This window comes from Blastopirellula sp. SH421 (assembly GCF_057808535.1).
In genome coordinates this window covers 4,000,595-4,017,130 of the sequence record NZ_CM173712.1, presented here as the reverse complement: position 1 = coordinate 4,017,130, position 16,536 = coordinate 4,000,595, and the positions used below count along the sequence as shown (strand labels likewise).

The following is a 16,536-nucleotide window of genomic DNA, read 5'->3' as shown; positions in this document are numbered from 1 at the left end:
TATTCAAGCGGTTTGGCGCTCCCTTCAATCTCCCCATCCGCAAGGCGAGAGTCCAGAGTTTTAGATGTGCAACACAGCTCGGATCAAGTATTTGGCGGATTCACGGGATTGCCTAGTTGAACGACGGTATTGGGCCCAAGGGCAAGGTTTTCTCGTTTTTGTCGCCAGGCCTGAAAAGAAACGCTAGAAGGGTGAGTTTCCCATACGAGTGTTCGGGTTGAGACTCAGCCGAGAGAAGTTTGGCGCCAACGGCAGATATCTTGCCCCAGCTCCTCTCTCTTTTCTGGAAGCGAAAGCGTGCAAATTGCCCACGAATTCGGTAATATTTGCAGGATCGACTACGATGGATTACTAAGGTTGTGGCGGTCTACGGTTCTCTAGCTGACACGCGCCAACATCCATCATCATGCACTTCCCACCGTTTCACGCCGAAGGAAAACCATTCTATGTATCAACCCGGTCAAGCGACTCGTCGACAATTTCTTGAAGGTATGGCCGCCGCTGGCGCCGCCACCGCGCTGTTATCGCCGGCGTCGCTGGTGTTTGGCGCCGAGTCCCCCAACGAACGTCCGGTGTTCGCCACCATCGGCCTTCGCAATCAAGGCTGGGGCATCACCAGCAAGTCGTTAGGCCTCGCCGATTTTGTCGCATTAGCGGACGTCGACGCCAATGTGCTCGGAACCAACGTTCAGCGCGTCAAAGAACGCCAAGGCAAAGCCCCGGACGCTTACAAAGATTATCGCAAGATTCTAGATCGCGATGACATTGACGCGGTCATGATTGCGACGCCTGACCATTGGCACACCAAGATCGCGGTCGAAGCGATGCTGGCCGGCAAAGACGTTTACTGCGAAAAACCGTTGACGTTGACCATCGACGAAGGAAAGCTGATCGAGAAGATGGTCAAACAGACTGGACGCGTCTTCCAGGTCGGTACGATGCAGCGTACCGAGTGCAACCAATATTTCTTGCAGGCCATCGCATTGATCCGCGCCGGTCGCATTGGCAAAGTGCAAAAGATCACCTGCGGAATCGGCGGAACGACCGGTTCTCCCGAGATTCCAGTCGCTTCGGTTCCGGCCGAACTGGATTGGGATTTGTGGCTAGGCCCGGCCCCGAAGGTCGATTACCGCGCTCTGCCGCAAATGCGCGAAGGCTATGGCGGCGGAGTTCCGTTGTATAGCAACTGCCATTACTCGTTCCGTGAATGGCACGAATATGCCGGCGGCAAACTAACCGACTGGGGCGCTCACCACGTCGACATTGCTTGTTGGGCATTGGGCGAAGAGAACAACGGACCCAGCAAGATCACGCCGGTCTCGTACAGCTTGCCGGTCGAGTACAAAGATGGCTACCCGGTGGTTCACGATCGCTACAACGTCGCGACCGAGTTCAACCTGTTGGTCGACATGCCGAACGATGTGAAGATGACGATCACCAACGCAGGGGACAACGGCATCCTGTTTGAAGGATCCGATGGCCGCTTCTTTGTGAATCGTGGCAAAATTGCCGGGGCTCCGGTCGAAGCGCTGAAAGAAAACCCGTTGCCAGAAAACGCGATCGAAGAAGTCTATGGTGGTAAAGTGAGCTCGAATCACACCGCCAACATGATCGAAGCGATGCATTCGCGCAAGCAGCCGATCTCGGATGTCTGGTCGCACAATCGCATGCTCGAGATTTGTCATCTCTCGAACATCTCGATGCGCCTAGGACGAGAACTAAACTGGGACGCCAGCAAACGAGAAATCGTGGGCGACGATCAAGCCAACGCGTTCCTCAAGCGAGAAAGTCGCAAGGGCTACGAGATCAACATGTAACCGATCACAGGTGACATGTTCGATCGATTCTTTTTTTAAAGGGACCGCCGGCGAATTCGCTGGCGGTCTTTTTTTGGGATATGCAAAGCGTTCTGGCGATTTCTTTGCCATAACCGGCATGATCGGACGCTGCCGGTTGGACCGCTTTCTTGGGAGATCCGCTGATAGTGACCTAGGCTTTTGGGCAACATCTCCTTCCACTTATGTTTCCCGGGTTTACGGCGCGCTGGCGTCAGGTTAGGCACAAAATGAAAAATTCAATTCGTTCCTTGTCACGCGTCGGTTTGATTGCGGCGTTATTGATTGCCCTGATTGCTCAACCGGCGCTGGCCTGCACCGGACTACGACTGATCTCGGCCGATGGCGGCGTGGTGGTCGGACGGACGCTGGAGTTTGGTTTTGATCTGCAATCGAAAGTGATCGTCGTTCCGGCGGGACTTCAACTCTCCAATACGCTTGTTGATCCTAGTCAGGGACTTTCGTACGAGTCCAAATATGGGCTGGTCGGCGCGAGTCTGTTGGGGCTGACGATGATCGTGGACGGCGTGAACGAAAAAGGATTGTACGTCGGCTCGTTTTATTTCCCCGGCTATGCAGGCTACGCAACGCCTGGCCCCGACAACAAAGATCGCGCCTTGGCGCCACAAGATTACGGCATGTGGCTGTTGGCCACGTGCGCCACTGTCGAAGAAGTGAAGCAACGCTATAACGAGGTGGTGCTGGTTCCTCGCCCGCTCGAACAATTGGGGGGAGAATCGTTTCCTGCTCACTTCGTCGTGCATGACAGCACCGGCGCAAGCGTGGTGATTGAGCCGATCGACGGCGGATTTCGTATTTATGATAATCCGCTGGGCGTGTTCACAAACTCGCCGACCTTTGACTGGCACCTGACCAATTTGCGAAACTACATCAATCTGACCGTCTCGAATGTGCCTGCAATCCAACTCGACGGAGCCCACTTGGCCGGTTTTGGTCAAGGCTCTGGAATGCACGGACTGCCTGGTGATTCAACTCCCCCGTCGCGATTTATCCGCGCCGTCGCATTTTCGCAAGCGGCCAACCAACTGAACACTGCTGCGGAGACGGTCAAGCAGGTCTTTCATCTGATGAACGCGTTCGACATTCCGGTTGGCTCGGTCCGTGATCGCGATGGAAACAAGGTGAGCGAAGACTCAACCTTATGGACGTCGGTCTCTGACCTAGAAAACCTGTGCTGGATGTTTCGGACGTATGAAGACCAATCGATTCGGAGCGTGAATGTGCGTGAAGCGCTAGACGCGGCCCAAGGTAAACTGCAATCGATCGAAATGAAATCGAAGCAGCCGATCTCGGATGTCTCGACCGACTTCAGCTAACGGTCAGATCCAGTACGAATCGCAAACTACCAGGGGGCGACGGTTAAACCGTCGCCCCCCTTTTTTATGGGGTGGTCCCAGCTAGGGCGTCGCGACATCGACATCGGCTTGGGCGCCGGTAGCGTTGCTATCGCCCGGCTGTAAATGTTGGAGGGATTCAATCAAGTTGGATCTTGATAGGTTCTTATCGTCCCCCCTCGTTCTAACCAATCTGCCGTTGAGGGGCGCCAAACGCCTCCCCCGAAGTGGATACGATGCTGAATTGCGCGACACGCATGTCCCAAATAGTGGGCAGTTTTTGGAGGTCCTAAAAAAGAAAAGAATAACGGGAGATATCACGTTACATCGAAAACCCTAAAGGCGGGGCCGAGATAAATATGTCGACTCGTAAAAAAGCCTGCGGTTGGCATGCAACGTGCTTTGCTCGAAGACACCTCTCCTCTTCGCTGTGCCCAAAAGTCTGGTGAACGATGTTTGCTGAAAATCCACGTTCGCTGGCAATCCATTCATCTTTTGTAGAGGGCTTCACCGGCTTATGTCGCAAACGAATCGTAAACCGCAAGGTTTCACCCTGGTAGAACTGTTGGTGGTGATCGCCATCATCGGAGTCCTGATTGCACTTCTATTGCCGGCGGTGCAACAAGCGCGCGAAGCGGCGCGGCGGATGCATTGCAGCAATAACATGAAGCAGTTGGGGCTGGCGCTGCACAACTATGTTGACTCGCATGGCAAGTTGCCGGCTTCCAGTCGCAATTTTGGAGGCTGTGTGGGCAACGCCGTCGACGGTGAGATCAAAAACGCCAACGGCCTCGTCTCGCTGCTCCCCTATCTCGAGCAGCTAAATCTTTATGATCAGTTCAACCATCGCGAGGCGTACGCGATCTCTAGTAGCCACCAAAAAGCAACCGGTACCGTGGTTGGCGATCCCATTACCAATGGAAACGCCGCACTCGCCGGCACAGAAGTGCAAGCGTTCGTTTGTCCCTCTGACAACAATCCAATCAAAGGGAGACTGACCGGAGGAGCATACGGCCCCGGAGGGTCTTTTTCTGGGGCAGCGACCAACTATGAATTTGTCGTCTACTGCGCTCCTGAGTATTCCGTCTGTAACGGCTATGTTTCACAATCCAGCACCACCAAGCGGATGTTTGGCGCCGACCACAATACCAGTTTAGCGGATGTTGTGGATGGTCTCTCGAACACGTTTATGTTGGGGGAAACGACCAAGTATCACGTCAATGGCGCTGCGTTCGCTTGGTCGTATCGCAGTTGGGTGATGACCGGGGTAGATCCCTATTACAACGGAACAAACGGCGGAATCAATATTTGGCATCAGCCCCAGGTTGAGAACGCCGCCTGGCAAAGCCCGCCGTTTGTGCCGATTCGTGGTCGCGCTCGAAGCTGGTGGTGTGCGACCGCCAGTCTGCACCCAGGCGGGTGCCAACTGGTGATGGGAGATGGATCGGTTCATTTCATCCCAGAAACCATCGACAAAAATACGTTGTTCAATTTGACCGCGATGGCGGACGGAAATGTAGTCACGCTCCCTTAGTTTGCGTTTAACGTGTCAAGAATTCCCAGTTCAGGTCGCATCATCATTCACGTTCTTTATCCTGGTAGGTGATTTCGATGATTCATCGATGGAAATTTTGCTTCCCGCTAGTCGCTGTCACACTGCTCGTCAGCGCTATCGTGGGGTGCAGCGATCCCGGTCCGTTTCGACATCCGGCCAAAGGAACGCTCTTGCTCGACGGAGAACCGCTCCCCTTTAAGAGTCTTTACTTTTGGCCGATTGACGGGACGACCGGCCAAGGCGCTGGCGGCTATACCGATGCAGAGGGCAAGTTCAACCTTCAGGCTGTCGTGCCGGGCGCGCTGCGTGATTACCGTGGTTGTCAGCCTGGGCGATATTGCGTGGTCATCGGCGAACCACTGATTCCGCCTGAAGCAGCAACCTTATCCGAAGCGAATATTCAAGGTGAGGTCATCGACGGCGAGGGACCTGCGGCCGCCATTGCAATCGCCACGGCGCCGCGCAGGAAAAAAGGGAAAACTAGCATTCCAGCAATCTATACCTCTCCCCAGACCACCCCTTTGATCGTCGAAATCAGCGAAGGGATCGAAGCCTACGAATTGGCGATGGACTCGAAGCCCAAGGCCTTGCTGACGTCGGTGCAATACCAACGGAGCAACTAAGGCGTCTGGCTCGTAAGACGGGGCGCGTGCTCCTGAATATCCAATTTTGAACTTTCAAACGGGGCGGCTTCCTAAATGGACGCCGCCCCGCTTTCTTTGGCTCGGCGCCCACTCTTGGAACCGGGCGGCCAGGACGTTAGTCTGGCCGTTATCTGTCAGCGGTGGATAAAAACGCGTTCGACAACGGGGCTGTTGGTTCCGACGCCGCTTTTGAGTATTATTGTGTGCAAAGTATGGATAGGGCGGCAGCAGCGGTCTTGGCTTGGTTTAGCAACTGTCAGCGCAGGAACCCAAGATCCGCTTCGGATTCACTTTCAGGGAAACTTTGAATGCGTCATCTACCTCTCGACTCGGGCCTATTTGTCGAAAACCGAGCCAATCTGACGAAGCTGCTGCCAGCCAATTCGTTGGCGATCGTGCATGCGAACGACGTGTTGCCAACCAACGCCGATGGTTCGTTGAAAAATTTCCCCAACACCGATTTGTTCTATCTCTCTGGCGTCGAGCAGGAAGAGTCGATTCTGCTTCTCTTTCCCGATTCGCCAGAGCCGACGCAGCGTGAGATTTTGTTCGTTCGTGAGCCGATTGAAATTCTGGAAATCTGGGAAGGTCACAAACTAAACAAAGCCGAAGCGACCGCCGCTTCCGGCATTGTGACGATCAAATGGCTCAGCGAATTTCCGAACATTCTGCGCAACTGCATGCTGAGCGCCGAGCAGGTGTTTCTAAACCAAAACGAACATCGCCGCGCCGCTGCGACGGTGCAAACGCGCGACGATCGGTTTGTGCAAGATTGCAAAAGCCAATTTCCGCTGCACACCTATCGCCGGTTGGCCCCGCTGTTGCATCAGTTGCGCGCGGTGAAGTCGGCAGCCGAAATCGAATTGATTCGTCACGCCTGCAGCATTACCAAGGGTGGATTTGAGCGGTTGCTGAAGTTCGTACAGCCCGGCGTGACGGAATACGAAGTTGAAGCGGAGCTCTGGCATGAGTTTATTCGCAATCGCGGCGCGTTCGCTTATACGCCGATTATCGCCTCGGGCAAAAATGCGTGCGGCTTGCACTATGTGCAGAATGATCAGGTTTGCAAGGACGGCGATCTGCTGCTGTTGGACGTCGCATCCAACTACGCCAACTATAACTCGGACCTGACGCGTACGATCCCAGTCAGTGGCCGCTTTACTCCGCGGCAACGTGATGTCTACGATGCCGTGCTCCGCGTCATGCGAGCTTCGATCGCCGGCGCCGTGGTCGGCAAAATGCATCGCGATTGGCACCACGAAGCTCAGCTAATGATGAACGACGAACTGGTCAAGCTGGGACTGTTGACCCAGGAAGATGCCGCGAAGCACACGCGGGACGAACCTGCCTGCAAGAAGTATTTCATGCACGGTCTCGGACATTCGATCGGGCTCGACGTGCATGATGTCGCGCCGACCAACGTGCCGTTCGCCGCCGGCTGGGTAATTACGGTCGAACCCGGGATTTATATTCCCGAAGAAGGCTTCGCTGTTCGTCTAGAAAACGACATCCTGATTACCGAGGATGGCCCGATCGATCTAATGGGGGACATCCCGGTCGAGGCGGAGGAGATTGAAGCTTTGATGGCGACGGGGAAGAAATAGGTAGTGAAACGAAGCCGCCAACTGGGACTCCCTTGTCAGGTCGTAGCAGAGGAGACCTCGCCGGTTTTTTAGAATTCTGAGCGGTAGGTCGAACAAGCTGCGGCGACTGTACTGACTGCCGCACCTACCGCTCATCTCGGCGATTGAGGTCGAAGCGTTCCCTGGTAAGAGGGCGGTAATCGATAGAGCGTGATCAATAATCGCTGAGAAGAAGCAACGGGATGATCAGAATTAGCCAGTGCTTGGTAGGCAGGGCAAAATAAGTGAATTGCTGACAAATTCCTTCAGCAATAGCGAACTACCGTACCCGCTTGCGGATCGAGACAAGATCGCCATATTCCCTTCTACTCCCTAGCGCTGGCGATCCCGGCGACTTGATCTCTACAACGTCAGAAGCCAATTTTTGGGGTGACTGTTGCGGCGCTCGGCACTATACTCAGGTTCTCGCCTATTTCCCGCCCCGCTTTCGCTTTGCCGCTTCCCCACCAAATTCCGCTCTTGGCCAACATTGGTGCAACATGATGTCACGTGGAATCGCAGCCGCCTGGATCTTAGGTCTGTTCGGGATCAGCTTCATTCTGGTCGACGCCAATTTGGCTGTTGCCGAGACGCATTTTGAAACGGACGTTCGCGGCATCTTCAAAAAGCATTGCTTTCAATGTCACGGTGAAGAAGAGCAAGTCGAGGGCGGTCTCGACTTGCGTTTGGTGCGCTGGATGATCAAAGGGGGCGATTCGGGAACTGCCGTGATCGCTGGCAAGCCGGCGGAGAGTCTCCTCTATCAACGGTTACAGTTGCACGAGATGCCGCCGGATGAGAGCAAGCAGCTTTCTTCCGATGAGTTGCTGGTGGTGAACCAATGGATCGCCGCCGGCGCAAAAACAGCGCGACCTGAGCCCGAGGAACTTGGCGACGAGTACTTGATCACCGAAGAAGAGCGCGCTCACTGGTCGTTCCAGCCGATCAAGCGTCCGACTGTTCCGGTGGTTCAACACGCCGAAGAAGTCTCCAATCCGATTGACGCATTTTTGTTGGCCAAGCTAGAAGAGCATGGGCAACACTTCAGCCCGCAAGCGACGCCTGGCAAGCTGGTGCGGCGTTTGTCGCTGGATTTGCTGGGATTACCACCCGAACCGGAGCAGGTTGCCGAATTTCTTACAAACGCCCATGACGCCGAGTGGAGCAAGCTAGTCGACAAGCAGCTTGCCTCGCCGCACTACGGCGAACGTTGGGCTCGTCATTGGTTAGATGTCGCAGGCTACGCAGACAGCGAAGGGTATAGCGACATCGACGCCGAACGCCAGCACGCATGGCGATATCGCGACTATGTGATTCGCGCGTTGAACAGCGGGAAACCGTTGGATCGATTCATCCGAGAGCAGTTGGCTGGCGATGAACTGATTAAGTCGCCGCTCAAAAATCTATCGCCTGAGGATGCCGAGATTCTGTCGGCAACTGGCTTTCTACGGATGGCCCCGGACGGAACCGGCGGCGCTGTCGATGATGTAATGCTGGCCCGCAATGATACGATAGCCGATACCATTCACATTGTATCTTCGGCATTGATGGCGACAACGTTGTCGTGCGCGCAGTGCCATGATCATCGCTACGATCCGATCTCGCAGGCTGACTATTTTCGCTTTCGCGCGATCTTTGAACCAGCGCTCGATTGGCAAAAATGGCGTCGCCCCAACGAGCGATTGGTTTCGTTGAATACGCAAGAAGATCGGGATGCTGCCGCCGAGATTGAAAAAGAAGCGAAGGTGCTGGACGCCGCCTACGTCGAAAAACGGACCGAATTTATTCAATCCACGTTCGAGGAACAACTAGAGAAGGTTCCTGCCGAGCTGCATGACCTAGCCAGAGCCGCCCATGCCGCCGTGGCTGACAAGCGAACGGAAGAGCAGAAAGAGATCTTCAAAAAGTATCCCCATCTCAACGTCACGCCGGGCTCTCTGTATCTGTATAACTCAAAAGCGGCGGCTGAACTGAAAAAGATGACGGACGAAGCGGCCAAAGTCCGCGCCAAGAAACCGAAACAGCAATACATTCGCGCCCTGACCGAAGTCCCTGGCCAAACGCCGACGACGCGGCTCTTTTTTCGCGGCGATTATGCTCAGCCGAAACAAGTGTTGAAGCCGGCCGGTTTGACCGTGGTGCGTGAAGCGACGGGGCTGCCTGAAATCCCAGAGCATTCGTCCAGTTTGCCGACCACCGGTCGACGACTTGCGTTGGCCGACTATCTGACCGATCCCCGGCATCCGCTGACTGCCAGAGCGATTGTGAATCGAGTTTGGTTGCATCACTTTGGGATCGGACTGGTGACAACGCCCAATGATTTTGGCATCTTGGGGGAACCGCCGACGCATCCTCAGCTCTTGGATTGGCTCGCTGCTGAGTTGATCGAAAGCGGGTGGGACATGAAGCATCTGCATCGGCTAATCCTAAATTCCCAAGCTTGGCGACAACAGGTCCGCGACAATCCAAAGCTGCAAGAGCTCGACCCTGACAATCATTGGTACGGCGGCGCCCGCCTGCGAAGATTAGAAGCCGAGGTGATCCGCGATAGTCTGTTGGCGATCTCCGGTGAATTGAATCCCAAACAGTTCGGTCCGCCGGTCCCGATCATGGCCGACACGGTCGGTCGAATTGTCGTCGGAAAGGAAAATACCAACGCTGGTCGCCCCGGCGATGTGATCGATATGAAGGGCGAAGAGCTCCGCCGCAGTATCTATATCCAGGTTCGCCGCAGTCGTCCCTTGAGCTTGATGGAGACCTTTGATCAGCCGGCGATGAGCCCCAATTGCGATCAGCGACGTCCTGCTACCAACGCGACCCAGTCACTACTGATGTTGAATAGCGATCAGCTTATTCTGCGTTCCCGCAAAATTGCCGCTTTGCTTGGGAAGCAGCATCCAGACGATCTGAAGCAGCAGTTGGAGTCGGCATGGCGACTGATTTATTCTCGGCCAGTAGAAGAACAGGAGCTTGTCAGTGCAGAGGCGTTTGTCAGGCAACAAACCGAGGAGCTATTGACTCAGGCCGCCTACCAGGCCAAGGGAGACAAACCGCCGGCAATCTCGGCCGAAGCGGATGCGTTGGCCGTGTTGTGCCAGGTGCTGTTAAGCTCCAACGAATTTCTGTACGTGCAGTAACGGGAAAGGTTAGCTATGAGTTCTCGACACGAGCTTGCGATGGGAAGTCGTCGGCATTTTCTCGCGACCAGCGCCATGAGCGTCAGTTCGTTGGCCTTTGCTTGGATGCAGCAACAGACGGCGCTCGCGGCCGAGCAGTCCAAGCCGCCAACAGAGCCGCTGGTATTTGACGCGACTCCCAAGATGCCTGCGAAGCCTCCCCGAGCGACGGCGATGATTTCGCTATGGATGCAAGGAGGGCCGAGTCATCATGACCTGTTTGATCCCAAGCCCGAAATGGCCAAGTACGATGGCCAATCCTTCCCCGGCGAGTTGAAGCAAGACAACGCCGCTCAGGCAAGCTCCAAGGTGTTCGCCTCTCCTTGGAAGTTTACTCCTAGCGGTCAGTGCGGCATGGAGCTTTCAGAACTGCTGCCGAATTTGCAAAAAGTAGCGGACGATATTTGCTTGATTCGCTCGATGAAAACCGGCGTCAACAACCATGGCCAGTCGATCCGCGCCTTGCAGAGCGGTCGCATCACAGCCGGACGACCAACGCTAGGAAGCTGGTTGACCTACGCGCTCGGCAGCATGGCCGACAATCTGCCGGCGTTTGTCGCGTTGATTGATCCTGGTCAGTTGCCGGTGCTAGGAGTCGAAAACTGGTCGAATGGTTGGCTGCCGTCTATCTATCAAGGGACGGTGGTGCGCCCGACCGAGCCCCGGATTCTTGATCTGACGCCGCCAGCGCACTTGAAAGGCAAGGCGCAGACGCAAGCGATCGAGTTTCTGCAGAAGCTAAACCAAAAGCACCTTGAGCAGTTCTCGGACGTATCAGACCTCCAAGCACGGATGGCCAGTTATGAGCTAGCCGCCAAGATGCAGATGGCGGCGACCGATGCGCTCGATCTGTCTCAAGAGACCGAAGCGACCAAAAAGATGTACGGGCTCGATCAAAAAGAGACGGCCGAGTATGGCAGTCGCTGTTTAATCGCGCGGCGCTTGGTCGAGCGGGGCGTGCGCTTTGTCCAGGTCTATACCGCCAATCAGTTGTGGGACAGCCACGGCAGCATTATTTCGCGACTGCCGGTTGCATGTCAAAAAGTGGATAAGCCTTCGGCGGCGCTGGTCGCCGACCTCAAGCAGCGTGGGCTGCTCGATTCGACCGTGGTTCACTGGGGAGGCGAAATGGGACGCCTACCAGTGGTTCAGAACGACGCCGGGCCTGCCAAGGCGGGGCGTGACCACAACACGCATGGGTTCAGCATGTGGGTCGCTGGCGGCGGTTTTCGCCAAGGCCATGTTCACGGCAAGACCGATGAGTGGGGACACAAAGCAGTCGAAGGAGTAGTCAATCATTTTGACTACCACGCGACGTTGCTGCATCTGTTAGGACTCGATCACGAGACGATGAGCTTCCGCCGCGGAGATCGAGAGCAAACCATCACCGATGGCCAGCCGGCTCAGGTGATTCATGAGCTGCTGGCGGTATAGCCCCCTAGGGTTAGACGCTAAGCGCTAACGAAGACCTAAACCGGGTCGTTTTCGAAGGAGAGGCCGGGTGGACTGGACCCGCGGCGTTTTTTTCTAAGCGACTGTGTGGTTCGCGTAGCTGGTGGTGGATTCTTGGTCCGCGCTGCGGATCTTTTGCCTTTGCATGGTTGGGGAGAGGACTGCTGTTTCAATTGTGGTTTCGACTACTGTTGTCGATGGGACAGGACGGTTTGCTGTTTCTGCTGTTTCTCCTTCTCTTGTTACTGGATGGGCTGCTGTTGCTGGATGAGTTAAGTGGTAGCGCGAAAGTTCTCCTGTCTCTGTTTTTGTGTTGTTTTTGCTCCGCTCGATTTCGCCCTGGTCGATCATTTGATCCCAGGCCGCATCAAATTTTGTGCTGCTGAGCCCGGTTTGGGCGCGGATCTTTGACTTGATTGCTTGTTGGGGATCGACGCTTTTGAATGCGACGCGAATTTTGGCGCGGCAGCGCTGTTGCAGCGCTTGGGCTTCTAACGCTGGCGCTTCTTCTTGCAGCGACTCGGGGTCGTGCAGCGTGACTTTCCACTGTCGACCGTCTGTGTTTGCGTTTGTGACGCGACCTTCGTCGATATCTACGCCCCATGCTCCGCCGTGGCCGGCGTTGCCGCCAACGGTCAGCCATAGGCGATGCTGTCCGCTGCCTGACTCGTACGCTTGACGACGGTTCACCAGCAGCCATTGTTGGGCGAAATCATGCTCGGCGGCGTTGGTGATGTCGGCGATATTCAGAGCGTGCGGCAAGTTCGATTTGCGCGTAGCGCAGCAGACAATCGGCGTTGCCCCAGCTTCCAAACAACAGCGGACCAGCGCTCGCAACTGCTTCGCTTGCGCCGCCCCGCGCGGCGCGGTTAGTTTTAGCGGATCGATCAAAACCACTTCTAAATGCTGACGCTCAATCCAATCACGCAACTCGGCCAAGCTGGCCGCATCGCTGGCGTGGGACATGGTTAACGCCCAGTTCAGATTGGAAAGCTGGTCGGGATCTACACCGGAGGCTTTGCTCCAGCACCGTGCCCGATCATGCAGCAAGTACTGCTCGGTTTCGCCACCGATAAATCCCACACGAAACGGACGATCCGCGGCGAACTGCCCCAAGAACTTCCCCCCGCTGGCCAAAGCGGCGCACAAATCGACCGCCAACGATGACTTCATACTTTTGCTAGGCCCCAAAATCACCGCCGCTTCGCCCCGCGCCAGTAAGCCGGGGACTAACCACTCACGCGGCGGTTGCTCACGCAACAGCTGGGCCGTACTCAACTCACGAAACGAGCGGCTTTTCTGCGAGGCAATTTGTGTGGATTGGCCTGCTTCTGGTAAGTCGGTTTCAATTTCAGTTTCAGTCGAGAGAGTCGATTCCTCCTCTGGGTCGATGATTTGGTGAAGCAATTCAGTCGTCTGCCCCGCCGGATAACCAAGCAGAGCAGTCAGCTGCGGATCTGGAAAACCTAGTGAATCAGGCGAATCCGGTAAAAAGAAAGGGGGCGCCATCCAATCAGCGCCCAATTCGGGGGAATGGACTGTTTTTGCCTGAGCTGGATTGCACGCCATCGAATTATCGCGTGCCGCCGCACGGGCACGGGCCGCTTTGGCCCTTCTGCCCCGCGTCTTCCGCTGCTGACGCTGCTTGGTTGTCATGAGATTTGCCCCCTAAAAAGAGAAGAGAAGTCCATGCAAGAAGCCCCCCGGCGGCACGGACCAACTGGCGAAACAGCAGGAAAGAAGGTTTCTTTACTGACTAACGTATGAATAGATTATTACTAAGTACTTAGACATTGTCAAGAGTAAAAAATCGGCGAGGAGAGGCTCACCTAGCAAAGATTTGCGTGCTAAGCAAATGGCTCGGGTGCCATGCTCTTACAGTGTCTTCACTGAAAGAGCATGTCTTCAATGCGGCTGATCCACTCGATCACCGTCGCAACGCCCTTAAGACATGCTCTTCTCGCGAAGACGCGATAAGAACATGGCACCGGCCAGACTGTGGCACACCTTTGGGGCTCGGGGACTTTCGGTTTTTTGAGCGGCCAGGCGGCATTGGTGGGTTGCGCAAGCGGGGATGCTGTTTGAAATTGGTTGTCGCTAATCGCTTGCTCCATCCACCCTACAATCTTGAATTCTTCGTCGCACCGCCGAACCTCTCAGAAATTTAGTTGGCGAGTCGCTCCGGTAATCGCAATACTATTGGGCTATGGAAACGCACCGAAAAAAACTAAAGAGATATGACATCACTGGCGACGCCAGATTTCTGACCTTCTCTTGTTTCCGTCGTCTCCCGCTCCTCTCCAAGGATCGATCGCGGGAATTTTTGATCAAAGCAATTCAGGCGAGCCAGGCGTCGCACCCCTTTGACCTTTGGGGCTACGTGATCATGCCCGAGCATGTACATTTACTGATTCTGCCTCATGCCAAGATTCGTGTTGCAGATATACTCAAAGGGATCAAATTGTCGTCGTCGCGACAAGCAATCACTTGGCTGCGAAAAAACTCAACCCACTTTTTGTCCAGACTAGAGGATGTGCAGCCCAATGGTTCGCGCTCGTATCGGTTCTGGCAGCGCGGCGGGGGATATGATCGCAACCTGTCGTCCGCACGGGAAGTCCATCGCAAACTTCGATACATTCACGAGAATCCCGTGCGCCGAGGACTCGCCGATCGAACAATCGATTGGCTTTGGTCGAGCGCCCGCGCTTGGGAAACGGGTCTCGACGAACCGTTGCGACTGGATCGCCACAGCTTTCCACCGCTGACGTTTCTGGATGAAGACATCTCTTCTGATTTACTGCAGTGATCGAGCAGGAAGACATGCTCTTCTCGCGAAGACGCGATAAGAACATGGCACCAGTGCACGAGTGCCAGACAGATTCGCTCATTTACGCAATTGGAGGTTGCGCTAAATGGTCAAAAAGGGATGGAACCCGGCAAAGCCACTGATAAAGAGCGGAAAAACTAAGTCGAAAACGTTCACACGAGTTCGCAGCGCCAGCGAGGGAATACGCATTGGTAATGCTAAACCGGCATGAAGTAGAAGCCGCATTCCCTCGCTGGCGCTGCGGGCTAGTGTCCAAGTGGTGCGACATAGCGCAACCTCAAAACTGGCGCAGCGGGCTAAGAAGGAGACTTGTCCGCTTCTCTTCCTACTCCGGCAGTTTCGCGTTGTGATAGACGTTTTGTACGTCTTCGCAGTCGTGCAGCAGGTCCATGAACTTCTCGAACGTTTTGGCGTCGTCTTCGTCTAGTTCGATGCTGGACTGCGGGACGAACGCGACTTCTTGCACTTCGAACTCGACGTCGGGCAGTAGTTCTTGCAGCGCTTGCTTGGTTTTGAAATAGTCGCTTGCCGCGGCGAAGACGGTGAGGTGGCCGTTCTCTTCTTCGACGTCGTCGACGTTGACATCCGCTTCTAGCATCGCTTCGAGCACTTGGTCCTGCTCTCCTCCTTTGAACGAGAAGATCGCCAGATGATCAAACAGGTGGCCGACCGAGCCAGAAGTCCCCAGTTTCGAACCGGTCTTGGTAAAGCAGTTGCGGACGTCGGTAATCGTACGGTTTGCGTTGTCCGACAGACAATCAACAATCACCGAGCAACCGCCGGGGCCGTACCCTTCGTACCGCGACTCGGTGTAGTCCTCGCCGCCGGCGCCTTTGGCTTTTTCGACCGCCTTTTCGATCACGTGCGCCGGAACCTGCTCGCGCTTCGCTTTTTCCATCATGTGCTTCAGCGTCGCGTTCAGCTCTGGGTCAGGCACGCCGGTTTTGGCGGCGACGTAGATCATTTTGCCGTACTTCGAGTACAGCTTCGTCTTTTGAGAAGCTGTCTTGGCGATCGCGTGCTTCCGGTTCTCGAAACTTCTTCCCATAGGAGTAATCTACTGAATGCTTGCAGGTTTAGATGAAGAAACTGTCGCACTAGAAAGATTAGACAAGTTCGCAGTTTCAGGCAATTACGAGGTAAAAAACGCCGTAAGCTATTATCTTAAAGTGGTTTGCGTCAATTCGCAAGGTGGCCGCAGATCGGAACTAATCTGGAAAACGCCGTGATCGCCGTTACCGCCGCTACACGCAAGCAGAACGAGGTCGCAATCCCCGAAAACCGACCCAACCCAAAGCACATTGGCCAGCGCCCAGCCAAGCAAACAGCAGGGTAATTCCCCATACCGCCAGGTGTACCCAGCCGATGACTTTTTGCTTTTCGACCTCTACAGCAGCGTCGATTTGAACCAGACGCTGTTCGATGGCCGCGATTCGCTGATCGACAATGGCCAGCGTCGCGATCACCCGGGCCACCAATTGGGCGATCTGTTCGGCTCGTTCGGCCAGCAGTTTCTCGTCACTGGCTTCGGCGGCGCGTTGGCTGATGTTTTGGGCGATGTCGATTCCCTCGTGGAGTTTGGTTTGCATCGTCGTGATATCGGTGAGCAGTTCTTTCACGGTTACGGTGTCGAAGGGGATACCAAGCGGCTGTCCCGATCCCATGGCCTGGTCGATCAGTTGCACCGTCGATTCGGTTAGTTGCAGCCATTGTTCGGCGCGGTCCAGCTCGCTCTGTAGCGACGTGGCTTTTTGCTGCAGATCCAGACGCGCGCGAAGCTGCTCGTTGGCCTCCGATTTGATCCAAGTTGCCGCGCTTGCCTGGATCTCGGCGGTGGTCAACTTGAGAGCTTGGACGCGGTCTTCGATTTGGGCGACACCCTTGCTTGCGCCCTGCAGCGCCGTATCGGCGACGCCAAAGACTCGGTCGGTCGCTTGCGTGACCCGTGCGCTGATCATCCAAATGGCGATCATCATGCTGACGCAGCCAATTACACCCAACGCTCCCAGCACGACAGACAAGGTACAGAGAATTCGTTGGATCATATTCGTGATCTTTCGCCGCGCAGGC

Annotated in this window: 11 protein-coding genes; 8 read left to right on the top strand and 3 right to left on the bottom strand. The window is 55.3% G+C overall.

All coding sequences use genetic code 11. The features are described from left to right. The first annotated feature begins 446 nt into the window (after nt 1–446). The 7 genes from SH421x_RS16240 (at nt 447) to SH421x_RS16210 (ending at nt 11,621) form a co-directional block, all read left to right on the top strand. Nucleotides 447–1,817 carry a Gfo/Idh/MocA family protein gene (locus SH421x_RS16240; protein WP_488850452.1) on the top strand — a complete coding sequence of 457 codons (1,371 nt, stop codon included), beginning with the start codon at nt 447–449 and terminating at the stop codon, nt 1,815–1,817. Between the two features lie 248 nt (nt 1,818–2,065). Next, nucleotides 2,066–3,172, top strand: coding sequence for a choloylglycine hydrolase family protein (locus tag SH421x_RS16235; protein ID WP_488850450.1), 1,107 nt, complete (start codon nt 2,066–2,068; stop codon nt 3,170–3,172). 535 nt (nt 3,173–3,707) lie between these two features. Next, nucleotides 3,708–4,724: a DUF1559 family PulG-like putative transporter gene (locus tag SH421x_RS16230; RefSeq protein ID WP_488850448.1), complete on the top strand. Its 1,017-nt coding sequence runs from the start codon at nt 3,708–3,710 to the stop codon at nt 4,722–4,724. A gap of 77 nt (nt 4,725–4,801) precedes the next feature. Continuing rightward, the gene (locus tag SH421x_RS16225; RefSeq protein ID WP_488850446.1) at nt 4,802–5,368 is read left to right on the top strand and encodes a hypothetical protein; all 567 of its coding nucleotides are present in this window, start codon (nt 4,802–4,804) and stop codon (nt 5,366–5,368) included. 329 nt (nt 5,369–5,697) lie between these two features. Next, on the top strand, nt 5,698–6,993 hold the full coding sequence (locus tag SH421x_RS16220) for an aminopeptidase P family protein (RefSeq protein WP_488850444.1): 1,296 nt from the start codon (nt 5,698–5,700) through the stop codon (nt 6,991–6,993). A gap of 518 nt (nt 6,994–7,511) precedes the next feature. Next, entirely contained in the window at nt 7,512–10,148 is a 2,637-nt protein-coding gene (locus SH421x_RS16215; protein WP_488850442.1) for a PSD1 and planctomycete cytochrome C domain-containing protein, read from the top strand. A gap of 15 nt (nt 10,149–10,163) precedes the next feature. Beyond that, the gene (locus tag SH421x_RS16210; RefSeq protein ID WP_488850440.1) at nt 10,164–11,621 is read left to right on the top strand and encodes a DUF1501 domain-containing protein; all 1,458 of its coding nucleotides are present in this window, start codon (nt 10,164–10,166) and stop codon (nt 11,619–11,621) included. Nucleotides 11,622–11,714: 93 nt separating this feature from the next. On the opposite strand, the gene SH421x_RS16205 is transcribed toward SH421x_RS16210, so the two are convergent. Then, nucleotides 11,715–13,295: an AAA family ATPase gene (locus SH421x_RS16205; RefSeq protein WP_488850438.1), complete on the bottom strand. Its 1,581-nt coding sequence runs from the start codon at nt 13,293–13,295 to the stop codon at nt 11,715–11,717. A gap of 550 nt (nt 13,296–13,845) precedes the next feature. Between SH421x_RS16205 and SH421x_RS16200 the strand changes: the two genes are divergently transcribed. Further along, a complete protein-coding gene (locus SH421x_RS16200; RefSeq protein WP_488850436.1) occupies nt 13,846–14,445 on the top strand; it encodes an REP-associated tyrosine transposase in 600 nt (199 codons plus the stop codon). 346 nt (nt 14,446–14,791) lie between these two features. On the opposite strand, the gene SH421x_RS16195 is transcribed toward SH421x_RS16200, so the two are convergent. Both SH421x_RS16195 and SH421x_RS16190 read right to left on the bottom strand, forming a co-directional pair. After that, complete coding sequence (locus SH421x_RS16195; protein ID WP_488850434.1) at nt 14,792–15,514, bottom strand: YebC/PmpR family DNA-binding transcriptional regulator; 723 nt, start codon at nt 15,512–15,514, stop codon at nt 14,792–14,794. A gap of 196 nt (nt 15,515–15,710) precedes the next feature. Then, nucleotides 15,711–16,511 carry a hypothetical protein gene (locus SH421x_RS16190; RefSeq protein ID WP_488850432.1) on the bottom strand — a complete coding sequence of 267 codons (801 nt, stop codon included), beginning with the start codon at nt 16,509–16,511 and terminating at the stop codon, nt 15,711–15,713. Nucleotides 16,512–16,536 lie beyond the last annotated feature (25 nt).